18 protein-coding genes are annotated in these 21212 nt (G+C 56.7%); 12 read left to right on the forward strand and 6 right to left on the reverse strand.

The features are described 5' to 3' along the window. Nucleotides 1–6 precede the first annotated feature (6 nt). The 6 genes from ACYQ2U_RS05965 (at nucleotide 7) to ACYQ2U_RS05990 (ending at nucleotide 2845) form a co-directional block, all read left to right on the forward strand. Nucleotides 7–999 (forward strand): helix-turn-helix transcriptional regulator, encoded by a 993-nt coding sequence (locus ACYQ2U_RS05965; RefSeq protein WP_459949440.1) that lies wholly within the window; start codon nucleotides 7–9, stop codon nucleotides 997–999. 70 nt (nucleotides 1000–1069) lie between these two features. Beyond that, entirely contained in the window at nucleotides 1070–1348 is a 279-nt protein-coding gene (locus tag ACYQ2U_RS05970) for a hypothetical protein (RefSeq protein ID WP_459949441.1), read from the forward strand. Between the two features lie 17 nt (nucleotides 1349–1365). After that, nucleotides 1366–1545, forward strand: a complete 180-nt coding sequence (locus tag ACYQ2U_RS05975) for a hypothetical protein (RefSeq protein ID WP_459949442.1) — start codon at nucleotides 1366–1368, stop codon at nucleotides 1543–1545. Beyond that, on the forward strand, nucleotides 1542–1898 hold the full coding sequence (locus ACYQ2U_RS05980) for a metal-dependent hydrolase (protein WP_459949443.1): 357 nt from the start codon (nucleotides 1542–1544) through the stop codon (nucleotides 1896–1898). Before ACYQ2U_RS05975 ends, ACYQ2U_RS05980 begins: the two co-directional genes overlap by 4 nt. 13 nt (nucleotides 1899–1911) lie before the next feature. Beyond that, nucleotides 1912–2193 (forward strand): hypothetical protein, encoded by a 282-nt coding sequence (locus ACYQ2U_RS05985; protein WP_459949444.1) that lies wholly within the window; start codon nucleotides 1912–1914, stop codon nucleotides 2191–2193. Between the two features lie 46 nt (nucleotides 2194–2239). Beyond that, nucleotides 2240–2845 (forward strand): hypothetical protein, encoded by a 606-nt coding sequence (locus ACYQ2U_RS05990; RefSeq protein WP_459949445.1) that lies wholly within the window; start codon nucleotides 2240–2242, stop codon nucleotides 2843–2845. Between the two features lie 125 nt (nucleotides 2846–2970). Here the strand turns inward: ACYQ2U_RS05990 and ACYQ2U_RS05995 are convergent, their stop codons facing one another. The 6 genes from ACYQ2U_RS05995 to dnaA all read right to left on the reverse strand — a co-directional run bounded on the left by ACYQ2U_RS05995 (nucleotide 2971) and on the right by dnaA (nucleotide 15937). Further along, nucleotides 2971–5673 carry a TnsA endonuclease N-terminal domain-containing protein gene (locus tag ACYQ2U_RS05995; protein WP_459949446.1) on the reverse strand — a complete coding sequence of 901 codons (2703 nt, stop codon included), beginning with the start codon at nucleotides 5671–5673 and terminating at the stop codon, nucleotides 2971–2973. Next, entirely contained in the window at nucleotides 5663–7618 is a 1956-nt protein-coding gene (locus tag ACYQ2U_RS06000; protein ID WP_459949447.1) for a site-specific DNA-methyltransferase, read from the reverse strand. The genes ACYQ2U_RS05995 and ACYQ2U_RS06000 overlap by 11 nt, the downstream gene beginning before the upstream one ends. Then, nucleotides 7618–10536: an ATP-dependent helicase gene (locus tag ACYQ2U_RS06005; RefSeq protein WP_459949448.1), complete on the reverse strand. Its 2919-nt coding sequence runs from the start codon at nucleotides 10534–10536 to the stop codon at nucleotides 7618–7620. Before ACYQ2U_RS06005 ends, ACYQ2U_RS06000 begins: the two co-directional genes overlap by 1 nt. A 161-nt stretch (nucleotides 10537–10697) precedes the next feature. Further along, entirely contained in the window at nucleotides 10698–13160 is a 2463-nt protein-coding gene (gyrB, locus tag ACYQ2U_RS06010; RefSeq protein ID WP_459949449.1) for a DNA topoisomerase (ATP-hydrolyzing) subunit B, read from the reverse strand. A gap of 83 nt (nucleotides 13161–13243) precedes the next feature. Then, complete coding sequence (gene dnaN, locus ACYQ2U_RS06015; RefSeq protein ID WP_459949450.1) at nucleotides 13244–14347, reverse strand: DNA polymerase III subunit beta; 1104 nt, start codon at nucleotides 14345–14347, stop codon at nucleotides 13244–13246. A 162-nt stretch (nucleotides 14348–14509) separates the two neighbouring features. Next, nucleotides 14510–15937 carry a chromosomal replication initiator protein DnaA gene (gene dnaA / locus ACYQ2U_RS06020; protein WP_459949451.1) on the reverse strand — a complete coding sequence of 476 codons (1428 nt, stop codon included), beginning with the start codon at nucleotides 15935–15937 and terminating at the stop codon, nucleotides 14510–14512. 585 nt (nucleotides 15938–16522) lie between these two features. Here dnaA and rpmH point away from each other — a divergent pair. From rpmH to ACYQ2U_RS06050, 6 genes are read left to right on the forward strand one after another with little or no spacing between them, the layout of a single operon-like run. Continuing rightward, a complete protein-coding gene (gene rpmH, locus ACYQ2U_RS06025) occupies nucleotides 16523–16657 on the forward strand; it encodes a 50S ribosomal protein L34 (protein WP_084300507.1) in 135 nt (44 codons plus the stop codon). 19 nt (nucleotides 16658–16676) lie between these two features. Then, nucleotides 16677–17132: a ribonuclease P protein component gene (rnpA, locus tag ACYQ2U_RS06030; protein WP_459949452.1), complete on the forward strand. Its 456-nt coding sequence runs from the start codon at nucleotides 16677–16679 to the stop codon at nucleotides 17130–17132. Continuing rightward, entirely contained in the window at nucleotides 17129–17350 is a 222-nt protein-coding gene (gene yidD, locus ACYQ2U_RS06035; RefSeq protein WP_459949453.1) for a membrane protein insertion efficiency factor YidD, read from the forward strand. Before rnpA ends, yidD begins: the two co-directional genes overlap by 4 nt. Nucleotides 17351–17393: 43 nt before the next feature. Continuing rightward, complete coding sequence (gene yidC / locus ACYQ2U_RS06040; protein ID WP_459949454.1) at nucleotides 17394–18995, forward strand: membrane protein insertase YidC; 1602 nt, start codon at nucleotides 17394–17396, stop codon at nucleotides 18993–18995. Next, nucleotides 18976–20325, forward strand: a complete 1350-nt coding sequence (mnmE, locus tag ACYQ2U_RS06045; RefSeq protein ID WP_459949455.1) for a tRNA uridine-5-carboxymethylaminomethyl(34) synthesis GTPase MnmE — start codon at nucleotides 18976–18978, stop codon at nucleotides 20323–20325. The genes yidC and mnmE overlap by 20 nt, the downstream gene beginning before the upstream one ends. Then, nucleotides 20325–21083 carry a TSUP family transporter gene (locus ACYQ2U_RS06050; protein WP_459949456.1) on the forward strand — a complete coding sequence of 253 codons (759 nt, stop codon included), beginning with the start codon at nucleotides 20325–20327 and terminating at the stop codon, nucleotides 21081–21083. The genes mnmE and ACYQ2U_RS06050 overlap by 1 nt, the downstream gene beginning before the upstream one ends. Nucleotides 21084–21212 lie beyond the last annotated feature (129 nt).

Here is a 21212-nt window from a genome sequence, read left to right on the forward strand (position 1 = left end):
AGGGCAATGTCCAAAGTTAGTTTGGAGCGCATTTCGAAAATTGTCAGTTTGATTCGATTGCGCGGTTCAGCTCCCAAGTCTTTTCTCAAAGAAAAACTTGAGATTTCAGAAGCCACCTTCAAACGTGATATCGAATTTCTACGCGATCGCTTTGGATGCCCCATTGAATGGGACAGAAGCAAGCGAGGATATGTCATCAACGATGATCAGGCGGGTGCAGGTAAGTTTGAACTTCCCGGCATCTGGTTCGACTCATCAGAAGTCGTTGCACTTCTGACAATGCTGCATCTCCTTGAAGGAATTCAGCCCGGCCTACTCGAAGACCATGTTGCTCCCATGAAGTCTCGGCTTCGGAGCATGTTGGCTGAAGGCACCTCATCCTCTCATCCTATCGAGAACAAACTTCGTCTGATCCATTTCGCGCCTCGTAAGGTTGAACCGAAACACTTTCAGCTTATCGCCAGTGGATTGCTCGAAGGGAAGCGTCTGCACTTGGAATACTGGAATCGAGACCGTAGGGAGAGTACTAAACGGGTCATTTCACCGCAGCAACTTGTTCACTACCGTGAAAACTGGTTTCTTGATGCCTGGTGCCACAGCAAGAATGCAATTCGTTCATTCGCTCTTGATGCAATCCAGTCCGTCCAGATTCTGGACGAAGGCGCCATCAGCATCAGCTCCACGCAGATGAAAGAGCATTTCAGGAGCGGTTACGGAATCTTCGCCGGCACTGCCAAACATCGTGCACGCCTGAAGTTCTCACCAGAACGCTCTCAATGGGTTGGAAAAGAGACTTGGCACCATGACCAGACAAGCTCTTACCTCGAAGATGGAAGCTATGTATTGGAAGTTCCTTACTCCAATGATCAGGAGCTGGTCATGGACCTACTTCGTCATAGCCCAGAAGTGGAAGTACTTGAGCCCCCCGAGCTACGGCAAAAACTTCATTCCTTGCTGTGCGATGCAATAACAAAAAATTCAATTCCTGAATTTAAGTAGCTCACTATTTGAGCTACTGAGTCAGCAATACTTGCTCCACGCCTGAAAAGGTTTAAACAAGGAGCAGTCAATGAAAATTCATCTCGCACATCTTCGTGAGCGCGCCCGCAATGGTGGGTGGATCAATTTTGCTGTTTTTGATGCACGATCATCTTCCGGCAGTCGCAGCGATAACGCCCAGCTTCTCGCTCAGCTAACCGCCAAAGCACGGGGCGCCAACCTCCAGGTCGACCAGTCTGCCCTCGCTTTCTCCAGCGGCGGCCAAGTTCAATTCTTTGGTAGCCCTCCCCTGGTGGACTACTTATCTCAAAGTGGGTTGCCCGGATGGACCCATACGATCGACGTCTAACAACACAGGAGTTCCAAATGGCTAAGAATCCCCCGATTGGTGACAACGCACGCCGCGGCGCCGTTCGTGATCGCTCTCAAGTCTTTAATCCCACCACAAACACCTGGGTCAAGCGTGACACGGGTACTGGTCAATTCATGGACCAAAAGAAAGATGGCGATCCGTTCAAAGGCGTCCGGAAGGAACATAAGAAGTGAATAGACCAACTCACCAGCTGGTTGCTGCAACTGCAGTTAGCCTTTACTTGGCTAACCAGGAAAGAACGACTGGTCCCACAAGCAAACCATTGCTCGGTGGCGCTGCGGCAGCGCTCTTAACGAACCTACCTGATTTGCTGGAGCCAGCGACTTCACCGAATCATCGGTCGTTTTTCCACAGTGTGGTGTTTGCTGCGGGACTTGTTGAGGGTTTTCGTCAGCTCAACAATTGGCAACCAGCAACTGATTTGGAAAAGTTTCTAAGGGGTGCGGGAATGTTGGCCATATCGGCATACCTGATTCACTTGGCTCTGGACTTCACAACCAAAAAATCTCTTCCTATTTTGAGCTAACGGAGTCATGGTCATGCGCGAAGCTTTCGATGAGTTTCTTGTAGTACTCGCCTATTCCACGAAGACCCAATTGGCTCTTCTATTTGGAATGGTATTTTTTGTCGGAACAATGCTCACAGGGGATTACTTCGCTAGCACCTTTGAAATTCACGGAAATCTTGCTCCCCTGACTGATGTAATCAGAGAAAAGATCGTTCATAAATACGACAAAGTTGCCTGGGTTTCGTTAGTAAGCTTTTTCTTGCTTGCTATCAAATGCTACAGGAAGGACCGCAAACGTCTGTTCAACTTCTAATGCTCTTGATCTGCTTACCACTAGTACTAGTCAAGCGAGAATGGCAATGGGAAAAATCTCGATTCGAAATGCATTTATCACCCTCGCCATTAGTTGCATCGTGGTGGGATTCGGGCTTGCAGCTTTCAATCTCATAAAAGGGAATTGGTTTTCCGCCGCCACATACGTATTGGTTGGCTTTCTTGCCGGAATCTATTGGTTCCCAGACCTAATTGAGAAAACATCTCCTCCACCAGAGTGGACAGCGGGTGCCATGGTCGCTGCACTTCTCGGCATCCTCTCGGTTCTGAACGAACATCCTGCATTCGACAAAGACAGGATAGACGGTCACAACCAAGCATTAGTAGCTTTCACTAACATTGAATCGTACTGCCACCCCAAGAGCCCGGAGCTCAATGCGCTGATGATCGAAGGGCTTAAAGCGTGTAGCCTCCAGAGCTATAGAGCAATGGTCGATGCCATTGGCCAACTCCAAAAGACGCAAACGCTCGGACCGACCCTTAGCATCATTGACGGCATCCATACTGCTGCCACGAAACCCAATGGTGATTGGTGCGCAGAAACATATCTTGTGACTCGGAATCTCTGCCCGTTTGCGTTCTCTGGGATGGAGAAAAGGTCAATCTCAGTGCTTGAGAAGAAACTTGATTAGACAGCAGCAGACAGCGTGTTACCTCTCGTCTGAGCACCTAATATGCAGATAAGCATAACGACTTGAATATCACACAAGCACTGGCCATTTGAAACTATGCAGCCATGGAGATTAACTTCATAGTCTCAAAGCAACATCCGGAAATGTCTCTTGTCAGCGTCAGATGACTTAAGGATACGGTACTCCATACCGCTGGCCACCGCGATTTGTTGGGCAAAATCTTTCTTAGCCTGAACCACCGCATCCTCAATCTGGTTATCGGCCTTTACCTCGACGATCACGTACTTCAAGCTACCATCCGGTTCTTCGCGCTGGAAGATGAAATCGGGGTAGTAGCTACGCACTGTGCGAGAGTCTGGATCTATGTATTGGATGAAGAAGTCGGACTGGCCGTGTGTCAGCATCCCGGTGAAGTAGATTTTCTTTACCCGCTGTTCACGCAGTAGATCCCAGAACAGCCAGTTCTCCGAGCCGGAGTCGAAGCAGTAGGTGTCGAGGTGGAAGCTCTTGGCTCGCTCTTCGTCTTTGATCTGCGCGTCGCCCATGCGAACAATCTTGTCTTTTGCCGCCGACACCTCGTAGTAGCCGTTCGGAGGCAGCTTGATCAGATCGACCTCGTGCTCCTCGGTTTGCTGCGACTCGTCCAGGTCGTAGAGCTGGCGGAACAAACGCGGGATGATCTCGTCGTAGAGCAGTTCGTTGAACTCGTTGGTGATGGCAACCAGTTCGTCGGTACCTTCTTTCGTCGCGTCAAGCAGATCCTCGATCTCCAGTGGGCTTCGGTTGAGATAGCGGGACACCTCGGCCACTAGTGACAGCCGTGAGAAGGCTCGCTTTTCCCGGCGTGATGTCAAATCCAAGGTACGACTACCTGACGCGCGCGCCGCGTCAGCAGCGGTCAAGCCATCTTGCTGCGTTTCGATCAGTCGGTACTTTTCGACCAGCGTGTTCCAGACTTCCTTATCAGCGCGGTCGATTCCCAGCGTCTGGCCAGGAACCAGTGCCTTCTCGCGCATCTGGTACTGCTTGCGCACGCGAACCAGCTTGATCTTGACCGGGGGCTCAACCACACGCACTTCCACGCGCTCCTTGTCCTTGCCTGTCTTTTGCAGCTCGTCGGCGCTGATGCGAAAGTTCTGCTGCAGCTCGTCGTTCAGCGTATTGAGGTTGTCGTCCGAGAGGAATATATGGCCGGTGTGCTGGGCCTGCCCGATTGCGCGTAGACAGCGCATCGTCGCCTGCAGTACAAACACCTTGGATTTGGGCTCGCGGAACAGGCCTACACCGAACAGCGAACGGCAGTTCCAGCCTTCCCGGCCCTTGTTGACCAGCAGGATAAATTGCTTCTCAGACCCGTCGGTGTCAAGCCGATTGAACTCGCGAATGTCGTCGTTGGTGGTGAGCTTGTCATCGCCTACGTTGACCAGGATGCGCGAGGTAGGAATGCCGTGCTTGAGCAGCGCACGCTCTACCGCAGGACGCAGTTCACCGGTCAGCTCGTCTATGGTGGCCGCGAAGAAAGCCAGCTTCGGGAGCAAGCCTTCCGGGCGTAGCTCGCCAGACTCCTTCAAAAAATTCTCGATGGCGATGTCGACAAACTCGTCGGTTCGAGTGTTGGCGTAGCCATGCAACATCACCTTTTTGAGAAAACCCTTGTCGATGGCTTCCTTCAGTCCGTAGGCGTAGACCACTTCAGGCAACACCTCGCGCCCCACGTAGGGCGTACCGGTGTAGTTGTAGCAGGCCACCACCCGCGTACCCGCCGCGCTCAGGCTGGCGGCCAGGACGTCGATGGTGGTGCGTAGGCTGGTGTCTGTTTCCTTGGCTCCGACACCCATGTCTTTGGCCAGCGCCTTGCCGAAGGCGTGATGGGCCTCGTCTACAAAGATACCCAACTGCTCCAGGCGGCGCAGCTTTTCGAAGCGCTGATTGGTGGTCAGTTCCCCTTCTTCCTCGGGCTGATCGAAATTGTAGAGGTCGGCGGCATCGGCATAGACACCGTTGGCGGCGAGGGTTTCGCCGGTCGCACCGAACAGCTTGTCAACAGAAGTCTTTTCCTTGTGTTGGCGTTTGAGGATGATCTTCTGCGTGTTGGAGACGATGATGTTGAAGCGCGAGCGATCCAAAGTGTCCAGCGAGGTACCGGCCTCCTCGAGGTAGTGGAAGCGCAGGTGCGTGGTCAGGAAGTTGACGTACTCCGGCGGCACGACACGAGTCATGTCGAAGGACTCGATTTCCTTCAGTGACTGCAACACCGTCTTGTCAGGTGCGAACACCAGCGCGTTGTGGCAGTAGCGCGCATCCTTCTCGAATTTGTTGCCGAGCAGGAACTCATAGAAGATGCAGGTCGCCATCAGGATAGTTTTGCCCGTTCCCATCGTCAGCGCGAAGATGTAGTTTGGGTAGGCGCGCGAGTTCTTACGCATCTTCTCAAACAACAGCTTGTACGAGCTCAGTTCCAGCTCGTCGGACTCCCCGAAGGAGAACATCTCCTGCCCGGCAGTGCCAAGGAAGGAGCCAAACTTTCGACCCTCGAACTTCCCGCTGCGCTCGTACCAAGCCCGGAAGACTTCTTCAACCTTGGCGTTGCCGAGGAACTCCTTGAGGAAAACATAGGTTTCCAGCGCCTCGAACTGCGGCTGACGGAGGAAGGCCTTTGTGTTCTTCTCCGGGTTATTGAAGTCGAGGAACTTGCGGGTCAGCTCCTTGTAGTTCTGCCGGATCGACCCTCGGTTGTCCTTGTAAAACTGCCAAAGGAAACGGAAGAAGGCGAAATCCAGCGACGCGCCGGCAGTGCTGGCCTGTGCAGTCGCGCGCTTAGTCGCCATTACTGACGCTCCCTTCCCAGGACTCAGACAGCAGGTCGGTAATCTTCACGCGGATAGTTCCCGCATCGCCCGGAACCTTGTACGCCCCCTTGACCATCTCGTTCTTGCCAGGGATGTCCAACACCGCCGGTTGCAGCACCGCGCCGTCGTAGTTCCAGTCGATAAGCACCGACTCGACCAGTTCCTTCCAGTCCTCGACCGATTCCTTTTGCAGCGAGAGCTTTTGCAGCAAGTTCATCGGGTAAAACTTCTCAATAACCAACTCGCCGTTGTTGATGACAACCTTGGCCTGCGAATCACGCTTGAATTCCAGATTGGCCTTGTCGCGCAGGATGTCCACCACCTCCACGTCGATCTTGAAGGGTTTTGCGGCCAGCTCTAGCTGCGCGGCCAAGTCTGGCTCGTGGCCCATACAGACAAGGGCTATCTTCTCTACCGGGCGGTTCGGGCTGTCGTTTTGCTTGCGCTCCCACGCCTTGTAGTCGAAACCCGCAATCAGCTCGTTCAGATCGGCGCGCGTAGCGATGCGGTTGACGGGCATGATTTTGACCATGCGCCCGTCCTTCTCGCCGTCGAAAACGGTGCTGAATTCAAGCTTCTGCACTTCCAACGCCTCGATCAGCAATTCCTTGGCTTGAACCGGGTTACGGAAGATGTCGTAGTGGTTGACGTTATGCAGTTCGAATCCGATGTAGTTCTTTGCCTCATCATTAAGCGTCTTCTGACGTAAATCTTCGGCAATACCAATTAACCGCTTTGCCGTCGTCTGGATTGCACCCAGATTAATGTCCGCGCCGATAAAGCGACGACTGAGTCGCATAGCTGCTGCTTGAGTTGTTCCTGAGCCCATGAAAAAGTCAGCTACCAAGTCACCTGGCTTAGTAAAAAGTGATATCACTCTATTCAGCAATTCAACAGGTTTCTGAGTCGGATACTTTGTATCATCAAGAGCCTGTGAATTCACTGGACGAATGTCATCCCAAAGGTTTTGCACTGGCCGGCCAGGGGTTTCGTCGAGATACTGTTTTCTCTGAATTCTTTGAGATTTATCCTCTGGGAAATAGAGTTTTCCGGCTCGCTCCCAATCTTCCATCGTCTCCCGAGAGAAAGCCCAGCCGTTCGCGGGCGACTGATAGCCTTTGTATTCATAAACGAGCGTTGGGCTGTACGACGGACTTGTGATCGCGTGAAGTCTATAGCGCCTTCCAGTTCCGTCTTCCTTGTAGACAAACTTAGAGAGTACGTATGGATCATCATCCTCGTAAGGAGTGAAGAGCGGAATAAATTGGTATTTATCAGAGTTTTTGGCGTAAATAAGCAGCGTGTCAGTAGATGCTCCTAGTTTGCGCGATTGGTTAAGTACTCCGGTACGACGCTTCCAAACAACTTCATTTATCAGCCGATCCACACCAAAAACCTCGTCGGCTATGCAGCGAAGGTGATGACTCTTTCTGTAGTCGCAGTGAACGACAAAAACCCCGCATTCGTTGAGCATCTCTCTGCAAAGCACAAGCCGCTCGTACATGAATTGGAGATATTCGTCATTGCTCCAAATATCTGAATACTGCTTCTCTTCGAAGCTATTCTGATCATTGTTTACTTGGTTATTTTTGAGGACGATCGATTTTTTGTAATCCGCCTTCGAATCAAACGGTGGGTCGATGTAGATCAGATCAACCTTTCCCCTGAACTGCTTCAGCAAATGGCTCATCACCTGAAGGTTATCGCCCCAGAAGATCTTGTTTCGCCAGCCATCCACCTCTTCTCCATGGACTTCTTTCAACTGTGCCGGGTAATACTGCGTCGAGGTAAACGGGCGTTTGCCGCGCCAGTTCAGCATCGGATAGCCCTTGATCGGCTCAAACTCGTACTTCTCGACGTCGGTGGTTGTGCCTTCGGGCGTGTCCAGTTGCAGGCTTTCCTGCGCGAGTGTGTTCTTGCTCATCAGTCGTTTTTCCTGAATTTCCAATTCTTTTTGTCGCAGTAAGCGCGTAAATCACATTCCAAACAACGCTTGGCCGGGCGTGCCGGAATCTTGTAGTCCTGCCGCTCTATGCGCGAAACGATGTCGTCGAAGCGTGCAATGGTCTTACCAATAGCACAGTCGTCTTTGGTGAAGGACACGTAAGGGTTTCCATCATCCTCGCCAGTGTAATAGAGGTGCATCCGGCTAACCTTCTGGCCGGTACGCTCCTCCACCAAATGGGCGTACACTTCCAGCTGGTGCTGGTACTGACGCAGGCGATCCCGATCCCTCTCCATGTCTGGCTTCTTCTCCGACTTAAAGTCGATGATCTCTACAGTGCCATGCTCACCCCGGATCAGATCTACACTACCCTTCAGAATGTACTTATCCTTGATGAGAGAAATCTCGACTTCAGCCTCTTTGATGCGATCCCAGTCATTTTTCTCTCGCTCGTAATAGCCCAGAACGTGTTTTTCCACCGCTTTTAACGTTTGCGGTGCAAGGTATTGGCGTTCGCGTTTGGAAAGGTACTGGTAGTTGATAGACATCCAAGATTGAATCTGATCGGGAGTGACAATTGCTTCTTCGCCACGAAGAACAGCCTTGTGGATGTCTTCAATTGTCTGGTGCACCAACGTACCAAACAATTGGGCACCGGCACGAATGGGATTGAACTCAAGTTCCTTGAAGAAGCGGTATTGCTCAGCGCAGTTTTCGAACACTGTAATGTGCGAAGTGAACGAGTATTCACGCTTGAGATTGATCTGTTTAACAGCCTCGAAAGTCAGTGCTGAGAGATCGACGTCACGCCAACTCGGCAGCTCGTAAAACAAACGATCGAAATACTTAGAGGGTGATCGGCCACGCCCTTGCCTCACTTGAGCAGCAAGAACCAGCAAGTTCTGGGCTCGAGAAAACGCAGTGTAAAAAAGCCGCCAAAAGTCGAAGTTCTTGATGTGGCCGAGCGGCTCGAAGCGTTCCTTGGAAAGGTAGCCGCCATTTTCCAGTAGTACGTCAAGTTCACTGTATTGCTTACGCGGCACAGCCTCCAGAGAGCCGCACACGACGACCGGAAACTCCAACCCTTTGGACTGGTGGATGGTCAGGAACGAGACGCAGCCCTTGGGTGCATACTCGGCCTCGTCCTCGTATTCGCCGATGCCGCCGTCCTGCAGGAAGCGCAGGAACTGGTTGAACAGGTCGCGCAGGTTCTTTTCCAGCCACTCGGGGTTAAGGACGCTGACGTAGTGCAGATACTCAAACTTGGTGAGCAGCTTGGAGAAGGTGCCAAGGTTGCGCGCTGCGCGTCCCTTGTCCACGCCTTGCACAGCCTCCTCAGTAAGAAAGCGCGAAAACAGTGGGAACTGCAGCAGTTGGTAGAACAGGCCTGAGAAGGAGTAGTCGGTGTTCTGCGTGAGTACGGCATGGCGCTTGGCCAGCGGACGCGCCCAGTCCAGCAGCGGTTTGTTTTCCGGCTTGCGCAGCTCGTCGATGAAGGGCTTGAAGCACTGATGATCGTAGAAGTCCCAAACGGGCAGCGTGACTCCTTCGGACCATGCCCGCACCTTGGGAAACTGAGGAAACAAGAAGATCAACGCGCCGATCATCAGGCGGATCTCCTCGCGCTCGAAGAACATGTTCGAGCGGGGCGAGAACACAGGCACGCCCTGCGATTCGAGGAAGCGTGCCAGTGCCACGACCTTGTCGTTCTTGACCGAGCGGAATAGGAATGCGACCTGATTCCAGTCGGAAAGCTGGCCCGAGTCCTTCAACCCGTTGAGGAAGGCCAACACCTCAGCGTGCCAATTGGTGGTGTCGTCCTTGTCGTCACTGGCAGCCAGCCGTACCGCCGTCGACAGGTCTGGGAAGTCACCCCCGCGCGGGACGATCTGCTTTGCGAAGCGAAACACGCGAGTGCCGTCGTCCCATACCTGCTCCTTCATCCACTCGTTGTAGAAGCGGATGATGTCCGGGTGCGAGCGGTAGTTGACGGTCAGCTTGACCTGCTTGCACTGCCCGTCGTTGAACAGCGCTGGAAACTCCAGGATGTTGCGGATGGTGGCACCACGAAAACGGTACAAACCCTGGTCGTCGTCGCCCACCACGCATAGATTGCGACGCTCGCCCGCCAGCAGCAGAAGGATGCTTTCCTGAATGGTGTTGGTGTCCTGATACTCATCCACCATCAAGTAGGTGAGCTTTTCGCGCAGTTGTGCCAACAACTCGGGACGTTTTTCCAGCAGTTGCAAGGCCTCGTACTGGATGCCTGAGAAGTCCAGCGAGTTGTACTCGTGCAACAGCTCTTGATACTTGGCGAAGCAGGTCGCCAACGCGCGGACTTCTGGTTCAGGGGCCTCTGCAAGCGTGGTTGCGTCGAGCGCTTCCTCGCTGACTTTGTTGAGCCACTTGAGCAAGTTCTCCGACTGCGTCCAGCGGCCCGTCTGGTCATCGCCCATGACCAAGTCAGCGTCTGGTAGCGCGCGGAAGTCCTTGATGTGCTGGTAGATGAAGTACTGCTGGTCGAACTGGTCGAACAGCGTGAAACTGCGTTTGAGCCGGGTGAACTCGCGGTAATCCTCCAGCAGCCGCAGGCAGATGGAGTGGAACGTACCGAGGTACATCTCGTTCAGGTTGAACTGGATGTCCAGTTCGGCGAGCCGGTTTGAAATGCGGGTGGTCAGCTCGCGCGCGGCCTTGTCGGTGAAGGTAACAACCAGCAGTGACTCGGGGGCGACTCCCTTGTGGGTAATGAGGTAGACAATCCGCTCAACCAGTGTGAAGGTCTTGCCCGAGCCTGGCCCAGCAATGATTAGTACCGGCCCATCGGTGGACTTTATGGCCTCAAGCTGTTGCTGGTTAGCTTTACTCTGAAGTTCTACATTTGTAGCACTCGTCATTCTTTCCTTGATATCCGTCCCGTCGTTCAGTCACGCCATGCCACCAATTTTTCCAAAAACAAATGGCCGCATAAATTATGCGGCCATTCTAAATAATTCTCATGAAATCTCGACTTTTGGGAAATATCTAGACTTCAGTGAGAACCTACAAACCTACAAAATTACACGTCAATGTTCTTCGCGTACAGCGCGTTGCTCTCGATGAAATTCCGCCGGGGTTCCACTTCGTCGCCCATGAGGGTGGTGAAGATTTCGTCGGCGGCGATGGCGTCTTCGATCTGCACTTTGAGCAGGCGGCGCACGGCGGGGTCCATGGTGGTTTCCCAGAGTTGCTCGGGGTTCATTTCGCCCAGGCCTTTGTAGCGCTGCTTGCTGAGGCCGCGTTCCACTTCGGCCAGCAGCCAGTTGATGGCTTGGGCGAAGCTGTCGGTGGGCGCGGATTTTTCGCCGCGCTTGACGTTGGCGCCGGGGCCGATGAGGCCGGCGATCAGTTGGGCGGTGCGGTGCAGTTGGGCCCAGTCGCCGGAGAGCAGGAAGTCGGGGTCGATCTTGGTGACGCGCTGGTTGCCGTGGCGCATGCGTTCGATGCGCAGTTGCCAGGCTTCCTTGCGTTCGTCGTAGGCGGCGACGATGTTCACTTCCTTGACGTGTTGGCGCAGGGCGTCGGCACTTGCCTGGGCGCTGGCTTCGTCGTCGAGCTTGAGGTCGATGACGTTGGCCAGCAAAGCATGCAGCACTTCGCTGTCGACGAAGTCGGACAGGCGCTTGATGATGGATTCGGAGGTGAGGTAGCTCTTGGCCAGCTCGCCCAGGGCGTCGCCCTCGATGACCGGCGCGCCGGTACGGGGGGTGAGTTGCGCGCCGTCCAGGGCCAGGGTCAGCATGTGCTGGTTGAGGGCGGCGTCGTCCTTGATGTACAGCTCGGTCTTGCCGTGCTTGATTTTGTACAGGGGCGGCTGGGCGATGTAGATGTAGCCGCGTTCCACCAGCTCGGGCAGTTGGCGGTAGAAGAAGGTGAGCAGCAGGGTGCGGATGTGGGCGCCGTCCACGTCCGCGTCGGTCATGATGATGATGCGGTGGTAGCGCAGCTTTTCGATGTTGAAGTCGTCGGCGCCGATGCCGCAGCCCAGGGCGGTTAGCAGGGTGACGATCTGTTCGGAGGAGAGCACCTTGTCGAAGCGGGCCTTCTCGACGTTGAGCACCTTGCCGCGCAGGGGCAGGATGGCCTGGAACTTACGGTCGCGGCCCTGCTTGGCGGAACCGCCGGCGGAGTCGCCCTCCACCAGGTACATCTCGGACAGGGCGGGGTCTTTTTCCTGGCAGTCGGCCAGCTTGCCGGGCAGGCCGATGCCGTCCAGCACGCCCTTGCGGCGGGTCATTTCGCGGGCCTTGCGCGCGGCTTCGCGGGCGCGGGAGGCTTCGACGATCTTGCCGCAGATGGTCTTGGCGTCGATGGGTTTTTCCAGCAGGTAGTCGGCCAGCTTTTGCGCGACCACTTCTTCCACCGCCGGGCGGGCTTCGGAAGACACCAGTTTCATCTTGGTCTGGGAAGCAAACTTGGGGTCGGGCATTTTGACGGAAAGCACGCAGGCCAGGCCTTCGCGCATGTCGTCGCCGGTGATTTCGACCTTGGCCTTCTTGGCGATTTCGTTTTCTTCGATGTACTTGTTGATCACCCGGGTCATGGCGGCGCGCAGGCCGGTGAGGTGGGTGCCGCCGTCGGACTGGGGAATGTTGTTGGTGAAGCAGAGCACCTGTTCCTGGTAGCTGTCGTTCCACTGCATGGCGACTTCAACGCCGATGGTGACGCCATCGGCCACCACGGCATCGCCCTGGGAGTAGAAGATGCTCGGGTGCAGCACGGTCTTGCTGCGGTTGATGTATTCGACAAAGCTTTGCACGCCGCCGGCGAAGGCGAAGAGTTCTTCCTTGCCGCTGCGTTGGTCCACCAGGCGGATGCTGACGCCATTGTTGAGGAAGGACAGTTCGCGCAGGCGCTTGGCGAGGATTTCGTAGTGGAATTCGACGTTGCCGAAAATTTCGTCATCAGCGAGGAAGTGCACTTCGGTGCCGCGCTTGTCGGTGTCGCCCAGCACCTTGAGGGGGGAGACTTCGAAACCGTCGCGCATTTCCAGAACTCGGTCCACGGGCACGCCGCGCTCGAATTCGATGAAATGCTTTTTGCCGTCGCGGCGCACGGTGAGGCGCAGCCACTTGGACAGGGCGTTCACGCAGGAGACGCCGACGCCGTGCAGACCGCCGGAGACCTTGTAGGAGTTCTGGTTGAACTTGCCGCCGGCATGCAGCTCGGTGAGGGCGATTTCGGCGGCGGAGCGCTTGGGCTCGTGCTTGTCGTCCATCTTGACGCCGGTGGGAATGCCGCGACCGTTGTCGGTGACGGAGATGGAGTTGTCGGTGTGGATGGTGACGACGATGTCGTCGCAATGGCCGGCCAGGGCTTCGTCGATGGAGTTGTCCACCACTTCGAACACCAGGTGATGCAGGCCGGTGCCATCGGAGGTATCGCCGATGTACATGCCCGGACGCTTGCGCACCGCTTCCAGCCCTTCGAGAATCTGGATGCTGTTTTCGCCGTAGCCGGGCGCGGATGTTTGCTCAGTCATGGTGTTTTACGCGATATCTAAGTGGTGCAAGAAAAACGAAGTCCCCGGCACGCCGGGGACCGAGAAGGTGCGACGGCGCCCGATCAAATGCGCATGGGCATCACGACGTACTTGAAGCGGTCGTTGTCGGGCAGGGAGAACAGGGCGCTGGCATTGGCGTCGGCGAGACGGATTTCGATGGTCTCGGCGCTGACGTTGTTGAGCACGTCGAGCAGGTAGGTGACGTTGAAACCCACGTCCAGGGTGTCGCCGGAATATTCGACTTCGATTTCTTCCTGGGCTTCTTCCTGTTCGGCGTTGCTGGAAATGATCTTGAGGCTGCCGTTGGACAAGAGCAGGCGCACGCCGCGGAATTTTTCGTTGGTAAGAATGGCGGCGCGCAACAGGGACTGGTGCAGCAAGGCGGCGGGCAGGCGCAGCAGCTTGGTGTGGTTCTGGGGAATGACGCGCTCGTAGTCGGGGAACTTACCGTCGATCAGCTTGGAGACGAACTCGATGTCGCCAAAGCGGAACTGCACCTGGGTAGGGGCGATGACGATTTCCAGGGGTTCGTCGTTGTCGGCCAGTTGGCGGGAGAGTTCCAGCACGGTCTTGCGCGGCAGGATGACTTCCATGCGCTCGTGGTGGTCGGGCAGGGCTTCGCTGGCGAAGGCGAGGCGGTGGCCGTCGGTGGCGACGACGCGCATTTCGTTGCCGTTCACCACCAGCAGCAAGCCGTTGAGGTAGTAGCGGATGTCCTGTTGCGCCATGGAGTATTGCACCAGGGCAAGCAGGCGCTTGAACTGCTTTTGCGACAGGGTCAGCTTGGTCTGCTGGCCTTCGGCACCGGCCATGCGGGGAAAGTCTTCCGCCGGCAGAGTTTGTAGGTTGAAGCGGCTCTTGCCGGCCTTGAGCTGGAGACGGCGGTCTTCGAAGTCGAGGCTGATTTCAGCGGACTCGGGCAGGGAGCGCAGGATGTCTTGCAGCTTGCGGGCGGCCACGGTGAGGGCCACTTTCTCGGGACCGACGGCCTGGGTGCCGGTCTTGATCTGGATTTCGATATCGGTGGCGAGGAGGGTGAGCCGCTCGCCGTCCTTTTCCATCAACACATTGGAAAGGATGGGGAGGGTGTGACGCTTCTCGACAATACCGCTGACAGACTGTAGCGGAGCCAGGATCTGGTCGCGGGGGCCTTTGAATAGAAGCATCGTTTAATTCTCCTTAGAAAACTGGTCATGGCGGCCAGGTCCGCCAGATTCTGAAAAACCAATGATTTCAGCAGTTTGATTAATGGGAAAGTCTATTGGAAAAGCGTGAAAACGACTGTGTCGAATTGAGGGGGGTTTGGGCAAATTCACAGTCACCACGGCCTAGCCCTTGATGGTCTGCAACAGCACGTGCAGATCGTTGTTGAGCTGGCTGTCCCGTACCCGGTAGTCGACGATGGTGCGGCAGGCATGGAGCACGGTGGTGTGGTCGCGGCCACCGAAGGCGTCGCCGATCTCGGGCAGGCTGTGGGCGGTGAGTTCGCGGCACAACCACATGGCCACCTGGCGCGGCCGGGCGATGGCCCGGGTGCGCTTGGGCGAATACATGTCGGCCACCTTGATCTTGTAATAATCGGCGACGGTCTTTTGGATCAGCTCGAGGGTGAGCTGGCGGTTGGTGGCGCCGATGACGTCTTTGAGGGCTTCCTTGGCCACGTCGATGCTGATGGGCTTGCCGTGGAAGCGGGCGAAGGCCAACACCCGGTTGAGGGCGCCTTCCAGCTCGCGCACATTGGAACGCAGGTTCTTGGCGATGAGGAAGGCCACGTCGTCGCAGACTTCGATGCGGGAGGCCTCGGCTTTTTTCTTGACGATGGCGACCCGCATTTCCAGCTCCGGCGGCTCGATCTGCACCGTGAGACCCCAGTCGAAGCGGGAGATCAGACGGTTTTCCAGGCCGTGGATATCTTTGGGATAGGTATCGCAGGTGATGATGATCTGCTTCTTGGCCTCCACCAGGGCGTTGAAGGCGTAGAAGAACTGTTCCTGGGTGCTGTTCTTGCCGCTGAAGAACTGGATGTCGTCGATCAGCAGCAGGTCCAGGCTGCGGTAGTAGTTCTTGAAGGCGTCGAAGGCCTTGTTCTGGTAGGCCTTCACCACGTCGGAAACGAAGTCCTCGGCGTGCAGATAGCGCACCTGGGCGCTGGGATTGGCGGCCAGCACCGCATTGCCGATGGCGTGGATCAAGTGGGTCTTGCCCAGGCCGACACCGCCATAAACAAATAGGGGGTTGTAGGACACACCGGGATTGACGGCCACCTGCTGGGCGGCGGCGCGGGCCAGGTCGTTGGCGCGGCCGGTCACCAGAGTGTCGAAGGTGAAGGTGGGATTGAGGCGGGACTTCTCGAAATTGGCATTGGCCACCGGGGCGGCCATCAGGGACTCCAGGGGAGCGCATGCCATCAGGTGGTTGCTGCCACCCGGTTTTTCCCCCGCGCCGGTTTCGGCCAGGGCGAGGAAATCCTCTTGTTCGGGGACGGTTTCTTTTTCAGCTCCAGCCCCGTTGCCGTCGGACAAGCCCAGGGATAGATCCACCGGCTCGCCATAAAAGGCTTGGCTCAGGGCTTCGATCTGACCAAGGTAGCGTTCGCGGACCCATTGCAGGACAAAACGGTTGGGAGCCAACAAGCGCAAACGCCGGGGATGGTCGCCATCGTCTTCCATGCGCAAGGTCTTGATCCAGGTATTGAACTGCTGGGAGGACAGCTCCTGTTCAAACTGGCTCAAGCAGGCGGACCAAAAATCGCTCATGTGTTGCTAAGTTCCTGAAAGTTCATGGTGATGCCCTGGCAGCCCAAGGGGCGGGTTAAACGCTCAACTGCCCGCTTGACTGCTAGATGAGGCGAAAATCAGCCAACCATCTCTCGGTTGAGTCGGCGCATTTTATCGGGTTAACGGAAAGTTATCCACAAGACAAATCGGGCGTTCAAGCCGACGGTTGAGGCCATCGGCGGATTGATCCGCGACCCAGGTCATCGACGTGAACAAGCCCTGGAAAACCCCGTGGCGGACTGTGGATAAGTCGCCGGTTTTACCCAAGCGAACAAAAGCTCCACAATTGTCCCCAACGCCATACCGTACTTACTCAGTGTTTTTTATTGTCGTAACTTTTTGAAAAATAAAAGACTAATGACTTATTCACAGGGACAGGGGTGCATTAGTTGTCAACAGAGGACTTTATAGATTCCTTAATTCAACAACAACTTCGAGCCAACTTCGCAGCAACCCAAAATCCTTGGACAGAAGGGAAAAACGGCGGACATTTCCTTGAAATTGTTGACAGTTCCTTCTGAAAAATATCTAATCGCGCGTTTTCTTTAGCCGGGGGATGCCTCCATGAAACGTACTTATCAACCTTCCGTCGTGCGCCGCAAGCGTACCCATGGTTTCCTCGTTCGCTCCCGTACCCGTGGTGGCCGTGCTGTTCTGGCAGCTCGCCGCGCCAAGGGTCGTCATCGTCTGAGCGTCTAAACGTCGGTTCCGATCCGGGGTGGCGGTCGACAATCGCTTCCGCCCCGTTCACAGGCTTCACCAAGCCTCTGAGTTTTCAGCGGTTTTCCAAAACCGCCGGGTGATCAGGGGAAAATTCTTCGATTTGCATTGGCGGCCATGTGCCGCTGCCGCAGGGGATTCGTGCGTACCCATGTTGCCCCGTCTGGGCTTGGTGGTGCCGAAACGATTGGCCAGGCGGGCGGTTTTGCGCAATCTGATGAAGCGCATCGCCCGCGAGGCTTTCCGGCGTTCCCTGGCCGACTTGCCCCAGATGGATTTGGTGCTGCGCTTGGCCCGTGGTCCGGGCAAGGAGGGCAAGTCCCTGTCCAGCCGCCCTGGCGATCCAGAATTGCGGCTGGCTTTGGCCGAGGATGTCATGGCCCTTCTACAAGCCTTGCCCCGATCGGGTGGCGGGGAACCGAAGCCGGCTGAACGGGTCTCTGACGCGTCATGAAGAATCCGCTGATCTATCCCTTACTCGTTTTGATCCGGTTTTACAAACTGGCGATCAGTCCTTTTCTCGGGCGCAGCTGCCGGTTTTATCCCTCCTGTTCCGAGTACACTCTCGAGGCTTTGCAAAAGCATGGCTTGGTCAAGGGATTGTGGTTGTCCGTCAAACGGATAGGTCGTTGCAACCCTTGGCACAGCGGTGGTTTCGACCCCGTTCCCTAATAATTTCCGCGCTGCGTTTAGCCCCATTGTCATAGGCGATTTCATGGACCACCGTCGTTTGATCCTGTTTGTCGTGTTCGGTTTTTCCCTCATCATGTTGTGGGATGCCTGGCAGAAGCACAACCACCCCCAAGCTCCCGCCATTGCGGCGCAGGCTGGTGCCAACGGCAGCAATGCCGTGCCCACTCCATCCACCAACAGCAATGCTTCCGCGCCCGTGGTGCCTGGCAGCCCTTCGGCGCAATCCATTGCCACCGGCCCCAAGGTCGAAGTCAAGACCGATCTGCTGCGGGCGGAGATTTCCGCCCAGGGTGGCGATCTGGTGCGCCTGGAACTGGAAAAGCATTTGGCTGACGGCGACGCCAAGAAGAATTTCGTCCTGTTCGATTCTGGCGAGCACCATATTTATCTGGGCCAATCCGGTCTGACCGGCGAGGGCCAGCCCAATCACAAGAGCCAGTGGCAGATCCTGCCCGGGGATACCGAGCTGAAGGACGGCCAGGACCAATTGGAAGTGAAGCTGGCGGCCAATGACGCGGCTGGCAACAAGGTGATCAAAACCTACACCTTCCATCGCGGCAGCTATCTGGTGGATGTTTCCTTCAGCGGTGCCAAGGCCGGCAATGCCTATTTCCAGATCGTTCGTGACGGCAAGGTGGAAAGCAGTGGCTACATGGGCGCCAGCACCTATACCGGTCCGGCCTTTTACACCGATGGCGAGAAGTTCCAAAAGACTTCCTTCGAGGACATCGCCAAGGACAAGGCCAAGCATGCCACTAAGGCCGACAACGGCTGGGTGGCCATGGTGCAGCACTACTTTTTCTCCGCCTTCATTCCCAAGGTCGGGGTGGAGCGGGAGTTCTACGCCCGCAAGGTGGGCGACCTCTACGCGGCGGGCGTGATTCTGCCCGTCAATGAAGGTCAGGTCAGCGTGCCGCTGTACGCCGGTCCCCAGGAGCAGGACAAGATCAAACAGATCGCCCCGGGCCTGGAACTGGTGGTGGACTACGGCTGGTTGACGGTGATCGCCGCGCCCCTGTTCTGGGTGCTGGAAATGCTGCACAAGCTCACCGGCAACTGGGGCTGGGCCATCATCCTGCTGACGGTGGGCGTCAAGGCCATCTTCTTCCCCCTGTCGGCGGCCAGCTACAAGTCCATGGCCAAGATGAAGCAGGTCGCGCCCAAGCTGCAAAAGCTCAAGGAAATGTACGCCGACGACCGGGCCAAGCTGAACCAGGAAATGATGGAGATGTACAAGAAGGAGAAGATCAATCCCTTGGGCGGCTGTCTGCCCATCCTGATCCAGATTCCCGTCTTCATCGCCCTTTACTGGGCCCTGTTGGGCGCGGTGGAAATGCGTAACGCGCCCTGGATCCTGTGGATCGCCGACCTGTCCAGCAAGGACCCCTACTACGTGCTGCCCCTGATCATGGGCGCCACCATGCTGTTGCAGACCAAGCTCAACCCGGCCCCGGCCGATCCGGTCCAGGCCAAGGTGATGCTGTTCATGCCCATCGTGTTCACCGGCATGTTCCTCTTCTTCCCCGCCGGCCTGGTGCTCTACTGGTGTGTGAACAACACCCTGTCCATCGCCCAGCAATGGCAGATCAATCGCATGATCGAAGGTGGCAAGAAAGTCGCCTGATAGCGTCATCGCCGCCGTCGCCACGGCTCCCGGTCGTGGCGGCATCGGCGTGGTGCGGGTCTCCGGTCCCGACCTGCTGAATTTCGCCGAGCGGCTTTGCGACCGCCGGCCCGCGGCGCGCCTGGCCACCCTGGCCACCTTCCGCGACGAACAAGGCGCGGCCCTCGACCAAGGCATCCTGCTTTATTTTCCCGCACCCCATTCCTTCACCGGCGAGGACGTGCTTGAGCTCCAGGGCCATGGCGGTCCGGTGGTCATGCAGTTGTTGCTGGCCCGTTGCCTCGCCTTGGGGGCCAGGTTGGCCGAACCCGGCGAGTTTTCCCGCCGCGCCTTTCTCAACGACAAACTGGACCTAGCCCAGGCCGAGGCGGTGGCCGATTTGATCGAGGCCTCGACCGCCGCCGCCGCCCGATCGGCCTTGCGCTCCCTCTCCGGCGACTTTTCCCAAGCTGTGCACAAACTTGTGGATAAGCTCATCGCCCTGCGTCTGCTAGTGGAGGCCACCCTGGACTTCCCCGACGAGGAAATCGACGTCATCCGGGATACCGATGCTGCCCAGCGCCTGCAAGATTTGATCGGCACCCTGGTCGATTTGCGCGACCGGGCCCGTCAGGGCAGTTTGTTGCGCAGCGGCCTCCATGTCGTGCTGGCAGGCCTGCCCAATGCTGGCAAGTCATCCCTGCTCAATCGTCTGGCGGGGGAGGAGCGGGCCATCGTCACCGACATCGCCGGCACCACCCGGGACGCCCTCAAGGAAACCATCCAGATAGAAGGGATACCCCTTCACATCATCGATACCGCCGGTCTGCGGGAGAGCGACGACCCTGTGGAAAAGATCGGCATCGAACGCAGCTGGCAGGAAATCGCCAAGGCCGATCTGGTCCTGCAATTGGTCGATGCCCGTAGTGGCATCACTCCCGCCGACCGGGTCGTGGCTTCCCGTTTGCCGGGCGGTGCGCGCCGGGTGGTGATCCATAACAAATGCGATTTGGCCAAGCAGGAACCCCGGCGTTGGGAGGAGGGCGGCAGTACCCATCTGGCCCTTTCCGCCAAGATGGGCCTGGGCATCGACCTGTTGCACGATCTGTTGCTGGAAAAAGCCGGTTGGCAGGGCCACGGCGAGGACGTGATCCTGGCCCGGGAACGCCATCTCGAAGCCCTGGCCGAGGCGGCCAGGCGGCTCGACCTGGCGCAAGGCCAGTTGGACCGGATCGAGCTTTGCGCCGAGGAACTGCGCCTGGCTCAGGACGCCTTGTCCCGTATCACCGGCGAATTCACCCCGGACGACCTGTTGGGGGAAATCTTCTCCCGTTTCTGCATCGGCAAGTAGTGGAACTCCTGTTCCTGGCCCTGGCGGCATTCACGGCGGGTTTTGTGGACGCGGTGGCCGGCGGTGGCGGGTTGATCCAGGTGCCGGCCCTGTTGGCCACTTTGCCCGGCGAATCCCCCGCGGTTTTGTTTGGCACCAACAAGGGGGCCAGCGTGTTCGGTTCCCTCAATGCGGCTTGGCGTTATGGACGCCGCATTGCCATTCCCTGGCGTCAGGTGGTTTTACCGGCAACCTTGGCCGCGCTCGTTTGCGCCTTTTGTGGTGCCGCGGCCGTGGCCTGGATATCCAAGGAAATCCTGCGTCCCCTGGTCTTGGTGCTGATAACCAGCGTGCTCGGCTACACCCTGTTCAAGCCGGACTTCGGCCGGATCCACGGCACCATGCCGGCGCGCCCCCTGCTGCCGGCCGTGTTGATTGGTGGCGTTATTGGTTTTTACGACGGCTTCTTCGGTCCCGGTACCGGCAGCTTTTTGATATTCGCCTTCATCCGTTATTTTGGTTTCGACTTCCTGCGGGCCTCGGCTTGCGCCAAGGTGGTCAACGTCGCCACCAATGTGGCGGCCCTGGCCTTTTTCATTCCCCATGGGCAGATACTTTGGCCGATGGCCTTGGTGATGGCGGTGTGCAACATTACTGGCGCCGGCTTCGGTAGTCGTCTGGCCTTGAAACATGGTGCCGGCTTCGTCCGTGGCGTGTTCCTGTTGGTGACCGGCGCCCTGCTGCTCAAGATCGGTTTCGATACCTTCTTCCCTGCTTGATCCCCCATGTTTCACATGAAACATCGAGGCGGGAGGGTGGCACTGGTTGGTTTTGTTTCATGTGAAACATGGGAACTCATCAAGGAGCAGCGGCCCCGGGTTCACTTTGGGAGTGGGGAGCGTATGATT

This window comes from Denitratisoma sp. agr-D3 (assembly GCF_054658675.1).